Origin of the sequence: Flexivirga sp., assembly GCF_051955415.1 — a bacterium.
Lineage (GTDB): Bacteria > Actinomycetota > Actinomycetes > Actinomycetales > Dermatophilaceae > Flexivirga.
This window is the reverse complement of sequence record NZ_JBQCGS010000069.1, coordinates 17,283-33,183: the sequence shown is the minus strand read 5'-3', so window position 1 is coordinate 33,183 and position 15,901 is coordinate 17,283. Positions and strand designations below refer to the sequence as shown.

Genomic DNA, 15,901 nt, shown 5'->3' with positions numbered 1-15,901 from the left:
AACTCCGCGGCGACGTGCTGGACAGGGCAATGCCCCTGACACAGTTGAACCCCCGCGAGAGGTGTGTCATTCCCGACCGGGCGGGTCGTGGCGGCATACCCCTGGTCGGTGAGCGCAGCCGCCAGCGCCTGGGTGCGGCTGTCCAGATCGCGCCCGGCGGACTCCACCACCGGCAACGCTTGCTCGGCGAGAGATGCGGCACGTTGACGCGCGAACTCGGTCACTGCGTCCTCGCCCGAGGTGTCGCGCAGGAATCGCAGCACCGAGCCGGCGAGCGGCTCGTAATCGCCCCGCAGCCGGGCGTGGCCCGAGGACGACACCACGAAGGCCCGCGCCGGGCGCCCGCGACGGCGCTCACCCGTGCCGGTCTGCTCGCGCTCCTCCACCAACTCGTCGTGTGCCAGGCAGTCCAGGTGCCGGCGGACCGCGGCCGGGGTGAGGCCGAGCGACTCCGCGAGCGCGGCCGCCGTGATGGGGCCGCGCTCGGAGATCGTCCGCAGCACGCGCTCACGCGTGCCGACCTCACCGGCTGGGAAAAACACAACATCAGTGTGACGTAATTCCCTGGGAACCTTCCACCCAGGGTGACCTAAGTCCGCCGCACGGCCATCGGCGGCGTCGCCCGGCCCGTGGGAAGCAGTGGCAGCTTCACGACCTACACTTGGCGGTCGTGAGTGCTCCCGTGCTGCCGGTCGTCGTCGACGGGGTGTCGCACCACTACGGCAGCAAGCTCGCCCTCGACCGGATGAGCTGGAGCGCACCGCAGGGCGCGATCACCTGCGTCCTCGGACCCAACGGCGCGGGCAAGACGACCGTGATGGAGATGGCCGAAGGCCTGCGTCGCCCGGAGTCGGGCACGGTCCGGGTGCTGGGCACCGACCCGTGGGGAGCGGACGCCGCGCATCGTCGGCGGGTCGGTGTCATGCTGCAGGACGGTGGCCTCCCCGGAGCGGTCAAACCGCTGCGTCTGCTGCAGCACTTCGCCACCCTGTATGACGCCCAGGACGAGTTCCCCCTGCTGGTCGACGCCCTGGGGATCCAGGACTTCCGCCAGACGTCGCTGCGCCGGCTCTCCGGCGGTCAGCGGCAGCGCGTGGCGCTCGCCGCGGCGCTGATCGGTCGTCCCGAGGTGGTCTTCCTCGACGAGCCGAGCGCCGGCCTCGACCCGCACGCGCGGCTCGACGTGTGGGACCTGGTGCGCCATACCCGCGACCGCGGAGCGTGCGTCGTGGTGACGACCCACTCCTTCGAGGAGGCCGACCGGCTGGCCGATCAGGTCATCATCGTCGCGGCCGGGTCCGTGGCCGCCCAGGGCACGGTCGCCCAGGTCAGCGGCTCCGACGGCCTCGAGGACACCTACTTCTCGCTCACCCGCACGACCAAGAAGTCCTCCCGATGAAGCTCGCCCGATGAGGTCAGTCCGATGACCACCCCCGCCGTACGCGCCCGCAGCCAGGCTGCCTTCGAGGTGCGCACCCTGCTGTCCAACGGCGAGCAGCTGCTCGTCTCCCTCCTGCTGCCCGCGCTCGCCCTGATCGGGCTCGCGGTCGGCACCAGCCCCGACCTCGGACCCGGCCGCCGCATCGACATCGTCGTGCCGAGCGTCCTGGCCCTCGCGGTGGTCTCGACGGCGTTCACCGGACAGGCCATCGCCACCGGCTTCGATCGCCGGTACGGCGTACTGCGACTGCTCGGCGTCACCCCGCTGGGCCGCTCCGGCCTGCTGGCCGGCAAGGCCCTGGCGGTGCTGGTCGTCGTCGCGCTGCAGACGGTGGTCCTCGCGGTGCTGGGAGCCTGCTTCGGCTGGCATCCGGACGCGGCCGGCGTCGTCGTGGGGCTGCTGCTGATGCTGGTCGGGACCTGGACCTGGGTCGCCCTCGCGTTGCTGATCTCCGGTGTGCTGCGGGCGGAGGCGGTCCTCGCGGTGGCCAATCTGCTGTGGGTGCTGTTCGCCGCCCTCGGCGGCCTGCTCTACCCGACCGGCAGGCTGCCGGACCTCGCGGGATCCATCGTGCGCCTGCTGCCGTCCGGCGCACTCGGCGACGGTCTCCGCGACGCGATGACCGGCCGATTCGGCTCACTGACCGAGCCCGTGGTGGTGCTGCTCGTGTGGGGCGCGGCAGCCACGGCGCTCACCGCTGCGACCTTCCGATGGGACGACCGATGATCACCGACTCGACACTGCACACGCCGGCGGACGCCAACGCTGCGGCACGACCTGACGGCTGGTCGCCGTTGCCGCCGGCACGACCCACCGCCGGCCTGTCCACCTGGCTGCGCCGGCTCTTCTGGCTCAACCTGTTCGTCGAGGTCCTCATCGTGGCCACCGGCGGCCTGGTGCGGCTGACCGCGAGCGGCCTGGGCTGCCCCGACTGGCCGCAGTGCGTCCCCGGATCACTCACGCCGGTCAAGCACCAGGAGCAGTCCTGGCACAAATACATCGAGTTCGGCAATCGCACGATGACCAGCGTGGTCAGCCTCGTGGCGGTAGCGCTGCTGGTCGCACTGATCGTCGACCAGCGCAAGGGTTCGCAGCGCCGCGGCCTCTGGCCGCCGGTCGCCTGGATCCTGTTCGGCATCGCCGTGCAGGCGGTGGTCGGCGGCATCTCCGTGCGGACCGGGCTCAACCCGGCGATCGTCGCCTCGCACTTCCTGGCCTCCATGGTGCTGGTCGCAGCCTCCGCCTGGCTCGTCCATCGGGCCCGCGAGACGGACGCGCCACCGCGGCCGGTCGTGCCCCGAGAGGTGCGCTGGCTCGGTGCCCTCACCGCCGTGTTGGTGGCGGTGGTCCTCTTGTTGGGCACCCTGGTGACCGGCTCCGGCCCGCACTCGGGTGACGATGCCGAACACCCGGCCCGCCTGGGACTGGATGTGCGCACTGTCGCGTGGCTGCATGCCGACACCGTCATGCTGCTGACCGGCCTGGTCGTGGCGCTGCTCATCGCCACGCTGCTGGTGGCGCGGCACACCCGAGCACCCAAGGCCTGGGGGTGGGTGCTCGGCGTGATCGTGCTGCAGGGCATCGTCGGCTACACGCAGTACTTCCTCGAGGTGCCCGCCGGCCTGGTCGAGATCCACATGATCCTGGCCAGCCTGCTGGTCGTCGTCACCACCTGGGCGGTGCTGAGCCTGCGCGAGCGCTGACCCTCCCCGACCCGTGCGTCTCTCAGCAGTCCCGGCGTCGCCGGATGCTCAGGAAGCGAGGCGTGCTGTGGCCGCCGGCGTTGGTCGCGGTGATCGCCCGCAGGGCCGGATGCTTGCGGCGTACCTCCGCCTCCAACCGATCGTGCAGCGTGATGCCGGTGGCGGGGCAGTGCCCGCACGTCCCCGAGAAGGTCACCTCCACCCGTCCGTCGGCGACGGAGGCGACCGTCACCTCTCCCCCGTGCGAACGCACGTAGTCGCCGGCCGGACCGGCGAGCACCTCGCGCACCGCCGCCGCCAGCAGCGCGTCCGGGCCGCACTGTTCGGCGTCATACGGCTGCCATCCGGGCGCATCGACCGCCGCCTCGAGCGCATCGCGCACCTGCCCGATGACGTCCGTCCAGCGCAGCCCGTCCGCCAGCCGGATCAGCAGGGCGCACGACTCGCACACGATCGCCTGTATGACGCCGTCGTCGACCAGCGCACCGAGCGGCTGCGGAACACGACGGACCGGACCGGCGAACGGCACGACACCCGGGGCCAACACCCAGCGCACTGTCTGCGGTTGGTCCGCGACCAGCTCGGGATGCATGGGCACGGTGGTGGTGCGGCTCATGAGATCGCCGCCACCACGGTGTGGACCAGCAGTGCCGCCGACCACGCCAGCACGAACATGTAGCCGAACGCGATCGCCGGCCACCGCCACGTCCCGGTCTCCCGGCGCATCACGCCGATGGTCGACATGCATTGCAGGGCGAACAGGAAGAAGGTGAGCAGCGCTGCCGTCGTCGGGGCGTCGAAGAGCTTCTCCTGATGGCCGTTGCGCTCGGTGGTCATGTGCTGCAGTGTCGTCTTGGGCGACTCGGGGTTCTCCGCGGCGGCGACCTGTCCCAGGGTCGCGACGAAGACCTCGCGGGCCGACAAGGACGCCAGCACACCGACGTTGACCCGCCAGTCGAAGCCGAGCGGCTCGAAGACCGGCTCGACGCCCCTGCCGACCTGGGCGGCGATGCTGTGGTCGAGCACGTAGGCGGAGGTGGCCGAGGAGCTGGTGGTGTCGACGCCGGCGTGCTGCATCTCTGCGGTGCCTCGGGTCGGCAGGTTGAGCAGCAGCCACAGAACGATGGTGACCACCAGGATGATCCGGCCGACCTTCTGCAGGAACGCCTTGCTGGAGTCCCACACGGCGAACGCCACCGAGCGCAGCCGTGGCAGCCGGTAGCTGGGCATCTCCATGTAGAAGGGCAGGACCGCGCCGTGCCGCCCGGTGATCCGTTTGAACACCCACGCCGTGCCCATCGCGGCCAGTGCGCCGACCAGGTAGAGCACGAACATGACCACGCCCTGCGCGCCGAACGGTCCGACGGTGGCCGATGACGGCACGAGCAATCCGACCAATAGCACGTAGACCGTCAGCCGGGCCGAGCACGTCATCAGCGGCGCGCCCATCATGGTGGCGATCCGGTCCCGGGCGGACGGCAGCGACCGGGTCGCCATGATGCCGGGTATGGCGCAGGCCCAGGCGGACAGCAGAGCGACGAACGCCCGCCCCTCCAATCCTGCACGGGCCATCAACCGGTCCATCAGGAACGCCGCGCGCGACAGGTAACCGCTGCCTTCCAGGATCGCGATCATCAGGAACAGCAGCGCGATCTGCGGCACGAACACCATCACGCTGCCGACCCCGCCGATCAGGGCGTCACCGATGAAACTGCCGAGCCAGCCGTCGCCGAGGTGCGTGTGGGTCCAGCCGCCGGCGTCGTCGAACCAGGACTGCACCAGATCCTGCAGCGGCGTCGCCAAGGTGAAGATGACCTGGAAGAACAGGAACATCGTGGCGGCGAAGATCAGCGTCCCGAGGATGGGATGCAGCAGCACGGCGTCCAGCCGTCGGGTGCGCGCGTCGTCACTGGGTGGCCGGTGCCGGGCACCGTCCAGCACGGATCGTGCCCAGGCGCGTGCCTGCTGGCGTTCGGTGGGTGGCGGCAGGACGGGGACCGCCCACTGGGCCGCCCGGGCCAGCTGATCGCGCAGGCCGGCGAGCGCTTCCTTGTCCCCCGCAGACACCTCGAGCACAGGGACGCCGAGCGCGCGTTGCAGGGCCGCGGTGTCCAGCGACCCCATGCGGCGGTGCAGTTCGTCACCGAAGGTCACCACCACGGTGACGGGGATGCCGGTGTTGAGCGCCTGGCCCACGAGGGTGAGGGAGCGCTCGATCGTGGTGGCGTCCACCAGCACCAGCAGTGCGTCGGGGGTGTTCAGCTGGTCATCGGCGGCGTCGAGGACGTCGGCCACCACCTGTTCGTCGGGGCTGATCGGGTCCAGACTGTACGTGCCCGGGAGGTCTTCGATCGTGACGTCGCCGCCCGGGGTGCGGGCCGTGCCCTCGTATCGGGCAACGGTCACACCGGGATAATTGCCCGTCTTGGCCCGCAATCCGGTCAGCGCGTTGAACAGCGTGGTCTTGCCGGAGTTGGGACTGCCCAGCAGGGCGATGCGGGTCGTCCCGGGGGTGGCATCGACGAGCGTGTCACCCGGACTGCAATGGCTCACCGAGACTCGACCCGCACGTGCCGGGTGTGCTCGCGGCGCACCGCGATCTCATAGCCGGCAACGCCGTACACGAACGGATCACCCAACGGTGCGCGACGCAGGACCGTGACCGCCGCGCCCTCGGCGAAGCCCAGATCCTCGAAACGGCGCACAGCGGCTCGGTCGAGCGCACCGCTCCAGCCGACGATCACACCGGACTGGCCGGGGCGCATCTCTGCCAGGGAACGCTCGGCGGGTTGATCGGCACGAACGGAGCCGTCCGCGTCGGCGCCGGTGCGGACACCGGTGTCGGGATCGGTTCGACGGACCCACGTCGCCAGCGACATCCGTACCTCCACAACTGCGACTCGCGTTCCTTAGGGCAGCCTACCCTGCCTCTGCGAGTGTGACACAGGCGCAGCGACCATGCGAATCGTGGCTGCCCGGGTGAATGGTGGCTGAGCAGCAGCTGAATCCCCTGATGCCGGCGCCCGGCGAGTCGCATCGACACTCTCGCCGGACTGCGCCCCGTTGCCGCGACCGGTCACCTACCCTGAAGCCACCTCCATCGAACAGAAGGGTCTTCCATGTCGATTCGGTCAACGGTCGGAACCACCCTGCGCAAGACGCTCGGCGGTCGGCAGACGGAGCGCCTGCGGCGCCGTGAGGTAGCCGCACGCACGACGGTGGCCCGCCGGATCGCGCCTCCCCAGGTCGCTCCGAAGCCGACGCCGTTGAACCGCCAGCAGATGATCGACGCTCTCGGCCGCGCCGGAGTCGAGGGCCTCGGCGCCGGTTCGACACTGCCCAAGGGCCTGCACTGGGTCTCCGCCGATCCGTTCGAGCACACCAGCAGCGGGGTGCACAAGCACGCACTGCTCGCGCGCATGCACGAACTGCTGCAGCCACGCACCTACTTCGAGATCGGTGTCGACCAGGGCCAGAGCCTCACCTTGTCCCGCGCACGCAGCATCGCGGTGGACCCGGCATACCGCATCACCCGCGAGATCCGTTGTGACGTGCAGACGTTCGTGCAGACCAGCGACGACTTCTTCGCGACAGCGGGGGCGTTCGACCACTTCGGCGAGCTGCCCGTCGATCTGGCGTTCATCGACGGCATGCATCTGGCCGAGTTCGCGCTGCGCGACTTCATGAACATCGAGAAGCGCATGTCGCCCGGAGGGGTGGTCATCCTGGACGACATGCTTCCCCGGAACTCCCTGGAAGGACAACGGATCCGGCGTACGTCGGCCTGGGCGGGCGACGTCTACAAGGTGGACGACGTGCTGCGGCGGCACCGCCCCGACCTGACGATCCTGCCGATCAACACCGAGCCCACCGGCAGTTACCTGGTGGTCGGCCTCGATCCCACGTCGACCGTGCTGGACGAGGTCTACCCGGACGAACTCCCCCGCCTGAGCGCGCCCGACCCGCAGACCGTCGACGCAGAGTGGTGCCGGCGCACGCACGCCCACGAGCCGTCCGGGATCATGTCGTCACCGGTCTGGGCGGACGTGCGGGCACTCCGGGACAGTGGTGCCGGGGCCGGCGCATACGCCGAGCTGTGGGAGCAACTGCGCGCGCTGCCCTGAGCGGAAGGCGCAGCGGGCGGATCAGAAGACGAGGTGCACCAGCGGGTCGATAGCGACACCGACGAAGACCAACGTCAGGTAGGAGATCGAGTAGTGGAACAGGCGCATCGGCTTCAGCACCTTGTATGACGCCCCGGCGCGCGCACGACGCAGCAGCAGGTGGGCCTCGCGCAAGAACACCGCACCGGCGACCAGCGCGATGACCGTGTAGATCAGCCCCATGTCCCCGACGGGGATCAGCGCGAGCGTGGTCAGCACGGTCACCCAGGTGTAGAGCACGATCTGCCGGGCCACCGCGACGTCCTCGGCCACCACGGGCAGCATCGGCACTCCGGCATTGGCGTAGTCGTCACGGAACCGCATCGACAGCGGCCAGTAGTGCGGCGGCGTCCAGAAGAACACCACCAGGAAGAGCACCACCGCGGACCAACTCAGCGAGTTGGTGACGGCCGACCACCCGATGAGGGTCGGCATACAGCCCGCGATGCCACCCCACACGATGTTCTGGGAGGTGCGCCGCTTCAGCAGCAGCGTGTAGAAGCCGACGTAGAGCGCGATGGCGCCGAACGACAAGGCCGCCGAGAGCCAGTTGACGAGCAACCCGAGCCACAGCACCGAGATCACCCCGAGGGTGACCCCGAAGACGAAGCCGGCCCGTGGGCTGATGGCCCCGGTGGCCAGTGGCCGTCCCTCGGTGCGGTGCATCAACCGGTCGATGTCGCGGTCCAGGTAGCAGTTGAGGGAGTTGGCCGAACCGGCCGACAGCGAGCCGCCGATCAGCGTCGCCAGGATCAACCAGACCGAGGGCACCCCGCGATCGGCCAGGAACATCACCGGGAAGGTCGTCACCAGCAGGAGCTCGATGATCCGCGGTTTGGTCAGGGCGAGGTAGTCGCGCGCGACCGCGGCGAAGGGCCGCCGGCCCGCCGGCGCACCGTGTGCTGCGCCGCTGTCGGTGCCAGTGGTGTTGCTGTCGAGGGTGCTTTCGGCGGTCGCTCGGCCGTTCGCCGAGCGCGGCTCGATAGCGGTCACTCTCGTCACTTCCGTCGCCTCGGGGAATCGCACACGGGTGGGCATCTCACCACCTGAACTGCTCGCAGTCTATCCCGCTGACCGACGTTGCTGATCGCGTGGGTGGCAGGGCTAGGCTCGGAAGGGAAAGTTCCAGATCGTCAGTTCAGTCCAGAGCCATCGTTCGAATCTTCGTGGGAGCAATCTGCCGTGAGTCAGGACACCTCAGCCATCACCGGACGCCGCGACCCGGCGCTCGCCGAGCCCATCGCCACCCAGGCCGGCTGGACGTCGGTCGACGTACGCGCTGTCGACACCGTGCGGGTCCTGGCGGCCGACGCAGTGCAGAAGACTGGCAACGGCCACCCGGGCACCGCGATGAGCCTGGCCCCGCTGGCGTACCTGCTCTACCAGAACGTCATGCGCATCGATCCCGGTGACCCGCGCTGGATCGGTCGCGACCGGTTCGTGCTGTCCTGCGGGCACTCCAGCCTCACCCAGTACATCCAGCTCTACTTCTCCGGCTACGGCCTGGAACTGAAGGATCTGGAGGCGCTGCGCACCTGGGGTTCGCTGACGCCGGGCCACCCGGAGTTCGGCCACACCGACGGTGTCGACATCACCACCGGCCCGCTCGGCTCCGGCATCGCCTCGGCCGTGGGTATGGCGATGGCGCAGCGTCGCCAGCGCGGTCTGCTGGACCCCGACGCCGCGCCCGGCACCAGTCCCTTCGACCACCGCATCTGGGTCATCGCCTCCGACGGTGACCTGATGGAAGGCGTGTCGGCAGAGGCCGGTTCGCTGGCCGGCCACCAGGAACTGGGCAACCTGATCGCGTTCTACGACCAGAACCAGATCTCCATCGAGGACGACACCGACGTGTCGTTCACCGAGGACGTGGCTGCCCGCTACGCGGCATACGGCTGGCACGTGCAGACCGTCGACTGGCGGCCGGGTGCGAAGCCGGACAGCGACCGCAACACCTACACCGAAAACGTCGACGAGCTGCTGGCCGCGATCGAGCAGGCCAAGTCGGTCACCGACAAGCCGTCGCTGATCTGCCTGCGCACGATCCTCGCCTGGCCGGCGCCCACCAAGCAGGGCACCGGAAAGGCGCACGGCAGCGCCCTGGGCGATGACGAGGTCGCCGGCACCAAGAAGCTGCTCGGCTTCGACCCGGAGCGGACGTTCCAGGTCGACGACGAGGTCATCGAGCACGTCCGCAAGGTCAAGGACCGGGGCCGGCAGGCCCACGCCGAATGGCAGAAGTCGTTCGACGCGTGGAGCGAGGCCAACCCCGAGGCGGCCCAGTTGCTGGACCGGCTGGTCAAGCGCGAGCTGCCCGCCGACTTCGCCTCGGCGTTCCCCACCTTCGAGGCCGACCCCAAGGGCCTCGCGACGCGCGCGGCCTCGGGCAAGATCCTCACCGCGCTCGCGTCGGTCATGCCGGAGTTGTGGGGCGGTTCGGCCGACCTGGCCGAGTCCAACAACACCACCATGGTCGGCGAGCCGAGCTTTGTGCCGGCCAATTGGCAGACCGAGGAGTGGAAGGGCGGCCCCTACGGCCGCACCCTGCACTTCGGGATCCGCGAGAACGCCATGGGTATGGCGCTCAACGGCATCGCGTTGGAGGGCCTGACCCGTCCCTACGGCGGCACGTTCCTGGTCTTCTCCGACTACATGCGCCCCGCGGTGCGGTTGGCCGCCATCCAGCAGATCCCGGTGACGTTCGTGTGGACGCACGACTCCATCGGCCTGGGCGAGGACGGTCCGACCCACCAGCCGATCGAGCACTTGGCGGCGCTGCGCGCGATCCCCGGCCTGGACGTCGTGCGACCCGCCGATGCCAACGAGACCGCGGTCGCTTGGCGCACCATTCTCGAGCACACCGACCGACCGGCCGCGCTCATCCTGTCCCGCCAGGCGCTGCCGACCCTGGACCGCACCGAATACGCCTCCGCCGAGGGGGTGGCACGCGGCGCCTACATCGTGGCCGACACCGACGGCACACCCGACGTGATCCTCGTTGCGACCGGCTCCGAGGTGAGTCTGGCCCTGGAGGCCAGGAAGGCTTTGGCGGACCAGGACGTTGCAGCTCGTGTGGTGTCCATGCCCAGCCGCGAGTGGTTCGAGGCACAGGACGAGGGGTACCGCCACGAGGTGCTGCCCCCGGCCGTGCGGGCCCGGGTCAGTGTGGAGGCGGCGACGCCGTTCGGCTGGCACGACATCGTCGGCGACGCGGGGCGCACCGTCGGCATCGACCACTTCGGCGCCAGCGCCGCCGGATCGGTGCTGATGGAGAAGTTCGGGTTCACGGTGGACGCAGTGGTGTCTGCCGCGAAGGAATCCATTCAGGCTGTAGGAGGCAACTGAAGATGGCAAACAACAACACGCAGGCACTGAGCGACCTCGGCGTCTCGATCTGGCTGGACGACCTGAGCCGCCCGCTGATCAGCAGCGGTGACCTGCAGAAGCTGGCGGACGACAAGAACGTCGTCGGCGTCACCACCAACCCGACGATCTTCGCGACCGCGCTCTCCGACGGCAGCGCCTACAACGACCAGGTCGCCGAGCTGGCCAAGGGCGTGGCGGGCATCGACGAGGCGGTCTTCGAGATCACCACCCGTGACGTCCACGACGCATGTGACGTGCTGCGCCCGATCTACGACGCGACGGGCGGCCAGGACGGCCGGGTGTCGATCGAGGTGGACCCGCGTCTGGCGCGCGACACCGACGGCACGATCACGATGGCCAAGGAGCTGTGGGCCAAGGTCGACCAGCCCAACGCCATGATCAAGATCCCGGCGACGGTCGAGGGCCTACCGGCGATCACTGCGGCCCTCGCCGAGGGCATCAGCGTCAATGTCACCCTCATCTTCTCGCTGGAGCGCTACCGCGGCGTGATGAACGCCTTCCTGGCCGGCCTCGAGCAGGCCAAGCAGGCCGGCAAGGACCTGTCCACGATCCGTTCGGTCGCGTCCTTCTTCGTCTCGCGTGTCGACACCGAGGTCGACAAGCGGCTGGACGCCATCGGCTCGGACGAAGCCAAGGCACTCAAGGGCAAGGCCGGTGTCGCCAACGCGCGGCTGGCCTACCAGGCCTACGAAGAGGTCTTCAGCACCCCGCGCTGGAAGTCGCTGGCCGATGAGGGCGCGCACACCCAGCGTCCGCTGTGGGCCTCGACCGGGGTGAAGGACCCGGCATACCCCGACACCATGTATGTCGTGGACCTCGCGGTGAAGGACACCGTCAACACCATGCCTCCCAAGACGCTCGACGCCGTCGCCGACCACGCCGAGCTGGCAGGTGACCAGGTGACCGGCAACTACGCGGACGCCGCCGCCGTGCTCGACGCACTGGACAAGGTCGGCGTCTCCTACGCCGAGGTCGTCGAGGTCCTGGAGACCGAGGGCGTGCAGAAGTTCGACAAGTCGTGGGACGAGCTGCTCGGCTCGGTCAAGAGCGAGCTGGAGAAGGCGGGGGCGACGCTGTGAGTGAACCGGTGAGCAACTCCGGTCTCGCGATCACGGCCGTCGGCGCCGCCGCGGACGCGATCGCTGCGCACGTCCCGCAGTTGGTGGCCGACGGCTTCGCCGGCAAACTGTTCGCCCAGGACGCGACGCTGTGGGGACCGGATGCCGAGTCCGAGGCGGGCAAACGCCTGTCCTGGGTCGGTCTGGCCAGCTCCTCGCGGCCTCTGGTGGCCGACATCGAGCAGTTGCGCGACACCCTCGCCGGCAAGGGCATCGACCACGTCGTCCTCTGCGGTATGGGCGGGTCGTCGCTGGCGCCGGAGGTCATCTGCGCGTCCGACGGCGTGCCGCTGACCGTCCTGGACTCTTCACAACCGGACATGGTCCGTGCCGCGCTGCAGGACCGCCTCGAGCAGACGGTGGTCGTGGTGTCGTCGAAGTCCGGCTCGACGGTCGAGACCGACTCGCAGCGTCGCGCCTACGAGAAGGCGTTCCAGGACGCCGGCATCGACCCCGCCGAGCGCATCGTCGTCGTGACCGACCCCGGCAGCCCGCTGGACGAGCAAGCGCGCGGCGCCGGTTACACCGTCTTCAACGCCGACCCCGGCGTCGGCGGCCGGTACTCGGCGCTGACCGCGTTCGGCCTGGTCCCCAGTGGCCTGGCCGGCGCGGACATCGGCCGGCTGCTGGACGAGGCGGAGTCCGTCACCGACATCCTCGCCTCCGACGACGAGGCCAACCCCGGGCTGCGTCTCGGCGCGGCATTGGGCGGCACCCAGCCGTTGCGCGACAAGATCGTGCTGATCGACGCCGGCACTCCGGCCGTCGGATTCGGCGACTGGGCCGAGCAGTTGATCGCCGAGAGCACCGGCAAGAACGGCAAGGGACTGCTGCCCGTCGTGGTCGGCGATTCCCCCGCCACCGACCAGCTGGCCGACGAGTTGTACGTGCGGCTGGTCGCCACCGACGACGGGGCCGAGTCGCCAGCCGCCGGTGACGCGACGGTCGACGTCGGCGGCTCGCTCGGCGGCGCCATGCTGCTGTGGGAAGCTGCCGTGGCGACGGCCGGCCGGCTGATTGGGATCAACCCGTTCGACCAGCCGGACGTGGAGAGCGCCAAGGCCGCCGCACGGGAACTGCTCGGCGCCGGCACCGGCTCGGTGGCGGCTCCGGCATACACCGATGGTGCGATCGAGGTCCGCAGCGCCGGGCCGGACTTCCTCGGTGACGCGACGTCGGTCGCGGACGCCCTCCGTGCGCTCTTCGCGCAGCTGCCCGGCACCGGCTACCTCGCGGTCATGGCGTATGTCGACCGGATCGCCGACCAGTCCCTGGCGGACGTGCGCATTCCGTTGGCGCGCAAGCTGAACCGGCCGGTGACGTTCGGTTTCGGGCCGCGGTTCCTGCATTCCACCGGGCAGTACCACAAGGGTGGCCCGGCGGACGGCATCTTCCTGCAGATCACCACCGCGGCGACGCAGGACCTGGCCATTCCCGGGCGGGACTTCACCTTCGGTGACTTCATCGACTCTCAGTCCGGCGGTGACGCCAAGGTGCTGGCCGAGCACGGTCGTCCGGTCCTGCGGCTCAACCTGACCGATCACGAGGCGGGCCTGGCCCAGCTGCAGCACGCCATGGCGGAGGTCACCACAGTATGAGCCCCGCGCGTGTCGCGCGCGGAGTGAACCCGTTGCGGCAGGCCGACGACCGTCGGCTCCCCCAGATCGCCGGTCCCTGCGCGCTGGTGATGTTCGGCGTGACCGGCGATCTGGCCCGCAAGAAGCTGCTCCCGGCGATCTACGACCTGACCAACCGTGGTTTGCTGCCGCCGGGCTTCGCACTCGTCGGTTTCGCCCGGCGTGACTGGGACGACGACACATTCGCCTCCGTGGTGCGCGAGGCCGTCGAAGCCGGTGCTCGCACACCGTTCCGCGAGGAGGTATGGCGCAACCTCGCCGACGGATTGCGTTTCGTGCCAGGCAGTTTCGACGACGACGCGGGTTTCGACCAGCTCGCACGGACCTTGGGCTCGCTCGACGAGGAGCGGGGCACGGACGGCAACACGGCGTTCTACCTGTCGATCCCGCCCGGAGCGTTCGAGACGGTCTGCGCCCAGCTCGACCGGTCCGGTCTGGCCCGGCCGGCGAACGGCTCGTGGAGCCGCGTGGTGATCGAGAAGCCGTTCGGCCACGACTTGGCCAGCGCCCGGGACCTCAACGCGACCCTCGAGCGGGTGTTCCCCGCCGACGCGATCTTCCGGATCGACCACTACCTGGGCAAGGAGACGGTCCAGAACCTGTTGGCGTTGCGGTTCGCCAACCAGCTGTTCGAGCCGGTCTGGAACGCCAACTACGTCGATCACGTGCAGATCACCATGGCCGAGGACATCGGCATCGCCGGCCGCGCCGGCTATTACGACGGCATCGGAGCAGCCCGTGACGTCATACAGAACCACCTGCTGCAGTTGCTCGCACTCACCGCGATGGAGCAACCGAACTCCTTCGGCGCCGACGAGTTGCGCGCCGAGAAGGAGAAGGTGCTCGCCGCCGTCCGGCTGCCGAAGGACCTGGCCACCGCCACCGCGCGCGGGCAGTACACCGCCGGCTGGCAGGGCAGCGAGAAGGTCATCGGCTACCTGGCCGAGGACGGCATCGACCCGAGATCGACGACCGAGACGTATGCCGCGCTCCGCCTGGACGTGCACACGCGCCGGTGGGCGGGCGTGCCGTTCTACCTGCGCACCGGCAAGCGCCTCGGCAAGCGGGTCACCGAGATCGCGGTGATCTTCAAGCGCGCGCCGCACCTGCCGTTCGACGACACGGCGACCGAGGAGCTCGGCCAGAACGCCATCGTCATCCGGGTGCAGCCCGACGAGGGCACGACCATCCGGTTCGGGTCCAAGGTGCCGGGCGCCGGTGCGATGGAAGTGCGTGACGTGACCATGGATTTCGGCTACGGCAGCGCGTTCACCGAGTCGAGCCCGGAGGCCTACGAACGCCTCATCCTCGATGTTCTGCTGGGCGAGCCACCGCTCTTCCCGCGGCACGAGGAGGTCGAGCTGTCCTGGCGGATTCTCGATCCGGTCGAGCGCTTCTGGGCCCGCAAGGGCGCGCCCGAGGGGTACGAATCGGGCACGTGGGGACCGCACAGCGCGGACGAGTTGCTGGCCCGTGACGGACGTGAGTGGAGGCTGCCGTGATCGCCGACCTGCGCGGGACGACGACCAAGGAGATCAGCAAACAGCTGGTGCGCCTGCGCGCCGAGTCCGGAGCGATGGCCCTCGGCCGGGTGATGACATTGATCATCGTGGTGAACGAGGCGGAGGCCGATGACGCGATCGAGGCCGCCATCCACGCCAGCCGGCAGCATCCGAGCCGCATCATCGCGCTGGTCAGGTGCAGCGCACGGGGAGCCGGCCGGCTCGACGCGCAGGTGCGGGTCGGCGCCGACGCGGGTGGCAGCGAGATCATCCTGCTGCGCCTGCACGGCGAGCTCACCAAGCACGGCGCGAGTGTGGTGACCCCGTTGTTGGCCGCCGACACCCCGATCGTCGCGTGGTGGCCGGGAGGTGCGCAGGACGTCGCGTCCTCACCCATCGGCAAGCTGGCGAGTCGTCGCATCACCGACGCATCGCAGGCCAAAGACCCGCGAAAGGCCTTGCAGCGCAGGCGCGCCGAGTATGCCGACGGCGACACCGACATGGCCTGGTCGCGCACCACCCGGTGGCGCGGACTCCTTGCCACTGCACTGGACCTGCCGCCGTACGAAGCGGTGCGGTCGGTCACGGTGACGGGTGCGTCCGATTCGGCCAGCACCGACCTGCTGGCCGGATGGCTCGCCGTCCGGCTGAAGTGCCCGGTCCGCCGCGCACGCTCCGAACCCGGCACCGGCCTGGTCAACGTGCGGATGGAGCGCGCTTCCGGACCCATCGAGCTGGTCCGTCCGGATCGCGCGATGGGCACGCTCACCCAACCGGAGCAGCCGGAGCGACAGCTCGATCTGGCCCGGCCCGGCACGGCCGAGTCGCTCGCGGAGGAGCTCAGTCGGCTGGGCGGCGACGAGGTCTATCGCGAGGCGCTGGTCAAGGGGCTTCCTTTGGTGACCGACGTGCCGAACCGCCGGAAGACGCGTGCTGCGTCGGTCGGGTAG

General features: G+C 69.8%; 14 protein-coding genes. 9 read left to right on the top strand and 5 right to left on the bottom strand.

The features are described from left to right. The coding region (locus ACTHL4_RS11535; protein WP_440282911.1) for a helix-turn-helix transcriptional regulator at window positions 1-542 on the bottom strand (542 nt) is incomplete at its 3' end. Between the two features lie 128 nt (window positions 543-670). Between ACTHL4_RS11535 and ACTHL4_RS11530 the strand changes: the two genes are divergently transcribed. The 3 genes from ACTHL4_RS11530 to ACTHL4_RS11520 are packed head-to-tail and all read left to right on the top strand — an operon-like array spanning window position 671 to window position 3,144. Continuing rightward, complete coding sequence (locus ACTHL4_RS11530; protein ID WP_440282910.1) at window positions 671-1,399, top strand: ABC transporter ATP-binding protein; 729 nt, start codon at window positions 671-673, stop codon at window positions 1,397-1,399. 24 nt (window positions 1,400-1,423) lie between these two features. Further along, on the top strand, window positions 1,424-2,167 hold the full coding sequence (locus ACTHL4_RS11525) for an ABC transporter permease (RefSeq protein WP_440282909.1): 744 nt from the start codon (window positions 1,424-1,426) through the stop codon (window positions 2,165-2,167). Then, window positions 2,164-3,144, top strand: a complete 981-nt coding sequence (locus tag ACTHL4_RS11520) for a COX15/CtaA family protein (protein ID WP_440282908.1) — start codon at window positions 2,164-2,166, stop codon at window positions 3,142-3,144. Before ACTHL4_RS11525 ends, ACTHL4_RS11520 begins: the two co-directional genes overlap by 4 nt. A 22-nt stretch (window positions 3,145-3,166) precedes the next feature. Here ACTHL4_RS11520 and ACTHL4_RS11515 read toward each other — a convergent pair whose 3' ends face one another. From ACTHL4_RS11515 to ACTHL4_RS11505, 3 genes are read right to left on the bottom strand one after another with little or no spacing between them, the layout of a single operon-like run. Beyond that, complete coding sequence (locus tag ACTHL4_RS11515) at window positions 3,167-3,760, bottom strand: NifU family protein (RefSeq protein WP_440282907.1); 594 nt, start codon at window positions 3,758-3,760, stop codon at window positions 3,167-3,169. Beyond that, window positions 3,757-5,697, bottom strand: coding sequence for a ferrous iron transporter B (gene feoB, locus ACTHL4_RS11510; RefSeq protein WP_440282906.1), 1,941 nt, complete (start codon window positions 5,695-5,697; stop codon window positions 3,757-3,759). The genes ACTHL4_RS11515 and feoB overlap by 4 nt, the downstream gene beginning before the upstream one ends. Further along, complete coding sequence (locus ACTHL4_RS11505) at window positions 5,694-6,023, bottom strand: FeoA family protein (protein WP_440282905.1); 330 nt, start codon at window positions 6,021-6,023, stop codon at window positions 5,694-5,696. Before ACTHL4_RS11505 ends, feoB begins: the two co-directional genes overlap by 4 nt. A 240-nt stretch (window positions 6,024-6,263) precedes the next feature. Here ACTHL4_RS11505 and ACTHL4_RS11500 point away from each other — a divergent pair, with 240 nt between their 5' ends. Next, entirely contained in the window at window positions 6,264-7,268 is a 1,005-nt protein-coding gene (locus ACTHL4_RS11500; protein ID WP_440282904.1) for a class I SAM-dependent methyltransferase, read from the top strand. Window positions 7,269-7,289: 21 nt separating this feature from the next. Here ACTHL4_RS11500 and ACTHL4_RS11495 read toward each other — a convergent pair whose 3' ends face one another. Further along, on the bottom strand, window positions 7,290-8,345 hold the full coding sequence (locus ACTHL4_RS11495; protein ID WP_440282903.1) for a heme o synthase: 1,056 nt from the start codon (window positions 8,343-8,345) through the stop codon (window positions 7,290-7,292). 144 nt (window positions 8,346-8,489) lie between these two features. Between ACTHL4_RS11495 and tkt the strand changes: the two genes are divergently transcribed. The 5 genes from tkt to ACTHL4_RS11470 are packed head-to-tail and all read left to right on the top strand — an operon-like array spanning window position 8,490 to window position 15,901. Next, window positions 8,490-10,652, top strand: a complete 2,163-nt coding sequence (gene tkt / locus ACTHL4_RS11490) for a transketolase (RefSeq protein ID WP_440282902.1) — start codon at window positions 8,490-8,492, stop codon at window positions 10,650-10,652. Between the two features lie 2 nt (window positions 10,653-10,654). Next, window positions 10,655-11,773 carry a transaldolase gene (tal, locus tag ACTHL4_RS11485; protein WP_440282901.1) on the top strand — a complete coding sequence of 373 codons (1,119 nt, stop codon included), beginning with the start codon at window positions 10,655-10,657 and terminating at the stop codon, window positions 11,771-11,773. After that, on the top strand, window positions 11,770-13,410 hold the full coding sequence (locus ACTHL4_RS11480; protein WP_440282900.1) for a glucose-6-phosphate isomerase: 1,641 nt from the start codon (window positions 11,770-11,772) through the stop codon (window positions 13,408-13,410). Before tal ends, ACTHL4_RS11480 begins: the two co-directional genes overlap by 4 nt. Then, window positions 13,407-14,951, top strand: coding sequence for a glucose-6-phosphate dehydrogenase (gene zwf, locus ACTHL4_RS11475; protein ID WP_440282899.1), 1,545 nt, complete (start codon window positions 13,407-13,409; stop codon window positions 14,949-14,951). The genes ACTHL4_RS11480 and zwf overlap by 4 nt, the downstream gene beginning before the upstream one ends. Further along, complete coding sequence (locus tag ACTHL4_RS11470) at window positions 14,948-15,901, top strand: glucose-6-phosphate dehydrogenase assembly protein OpcA (protein WP_440282898.1); 954 nt, start codon at window positions 14,948-14,950, stop codon at window positions 15,899-15,901. Before zwf ends, ACTHL4_RS11470 begins: the two co-directional genes overlap by 4 nt.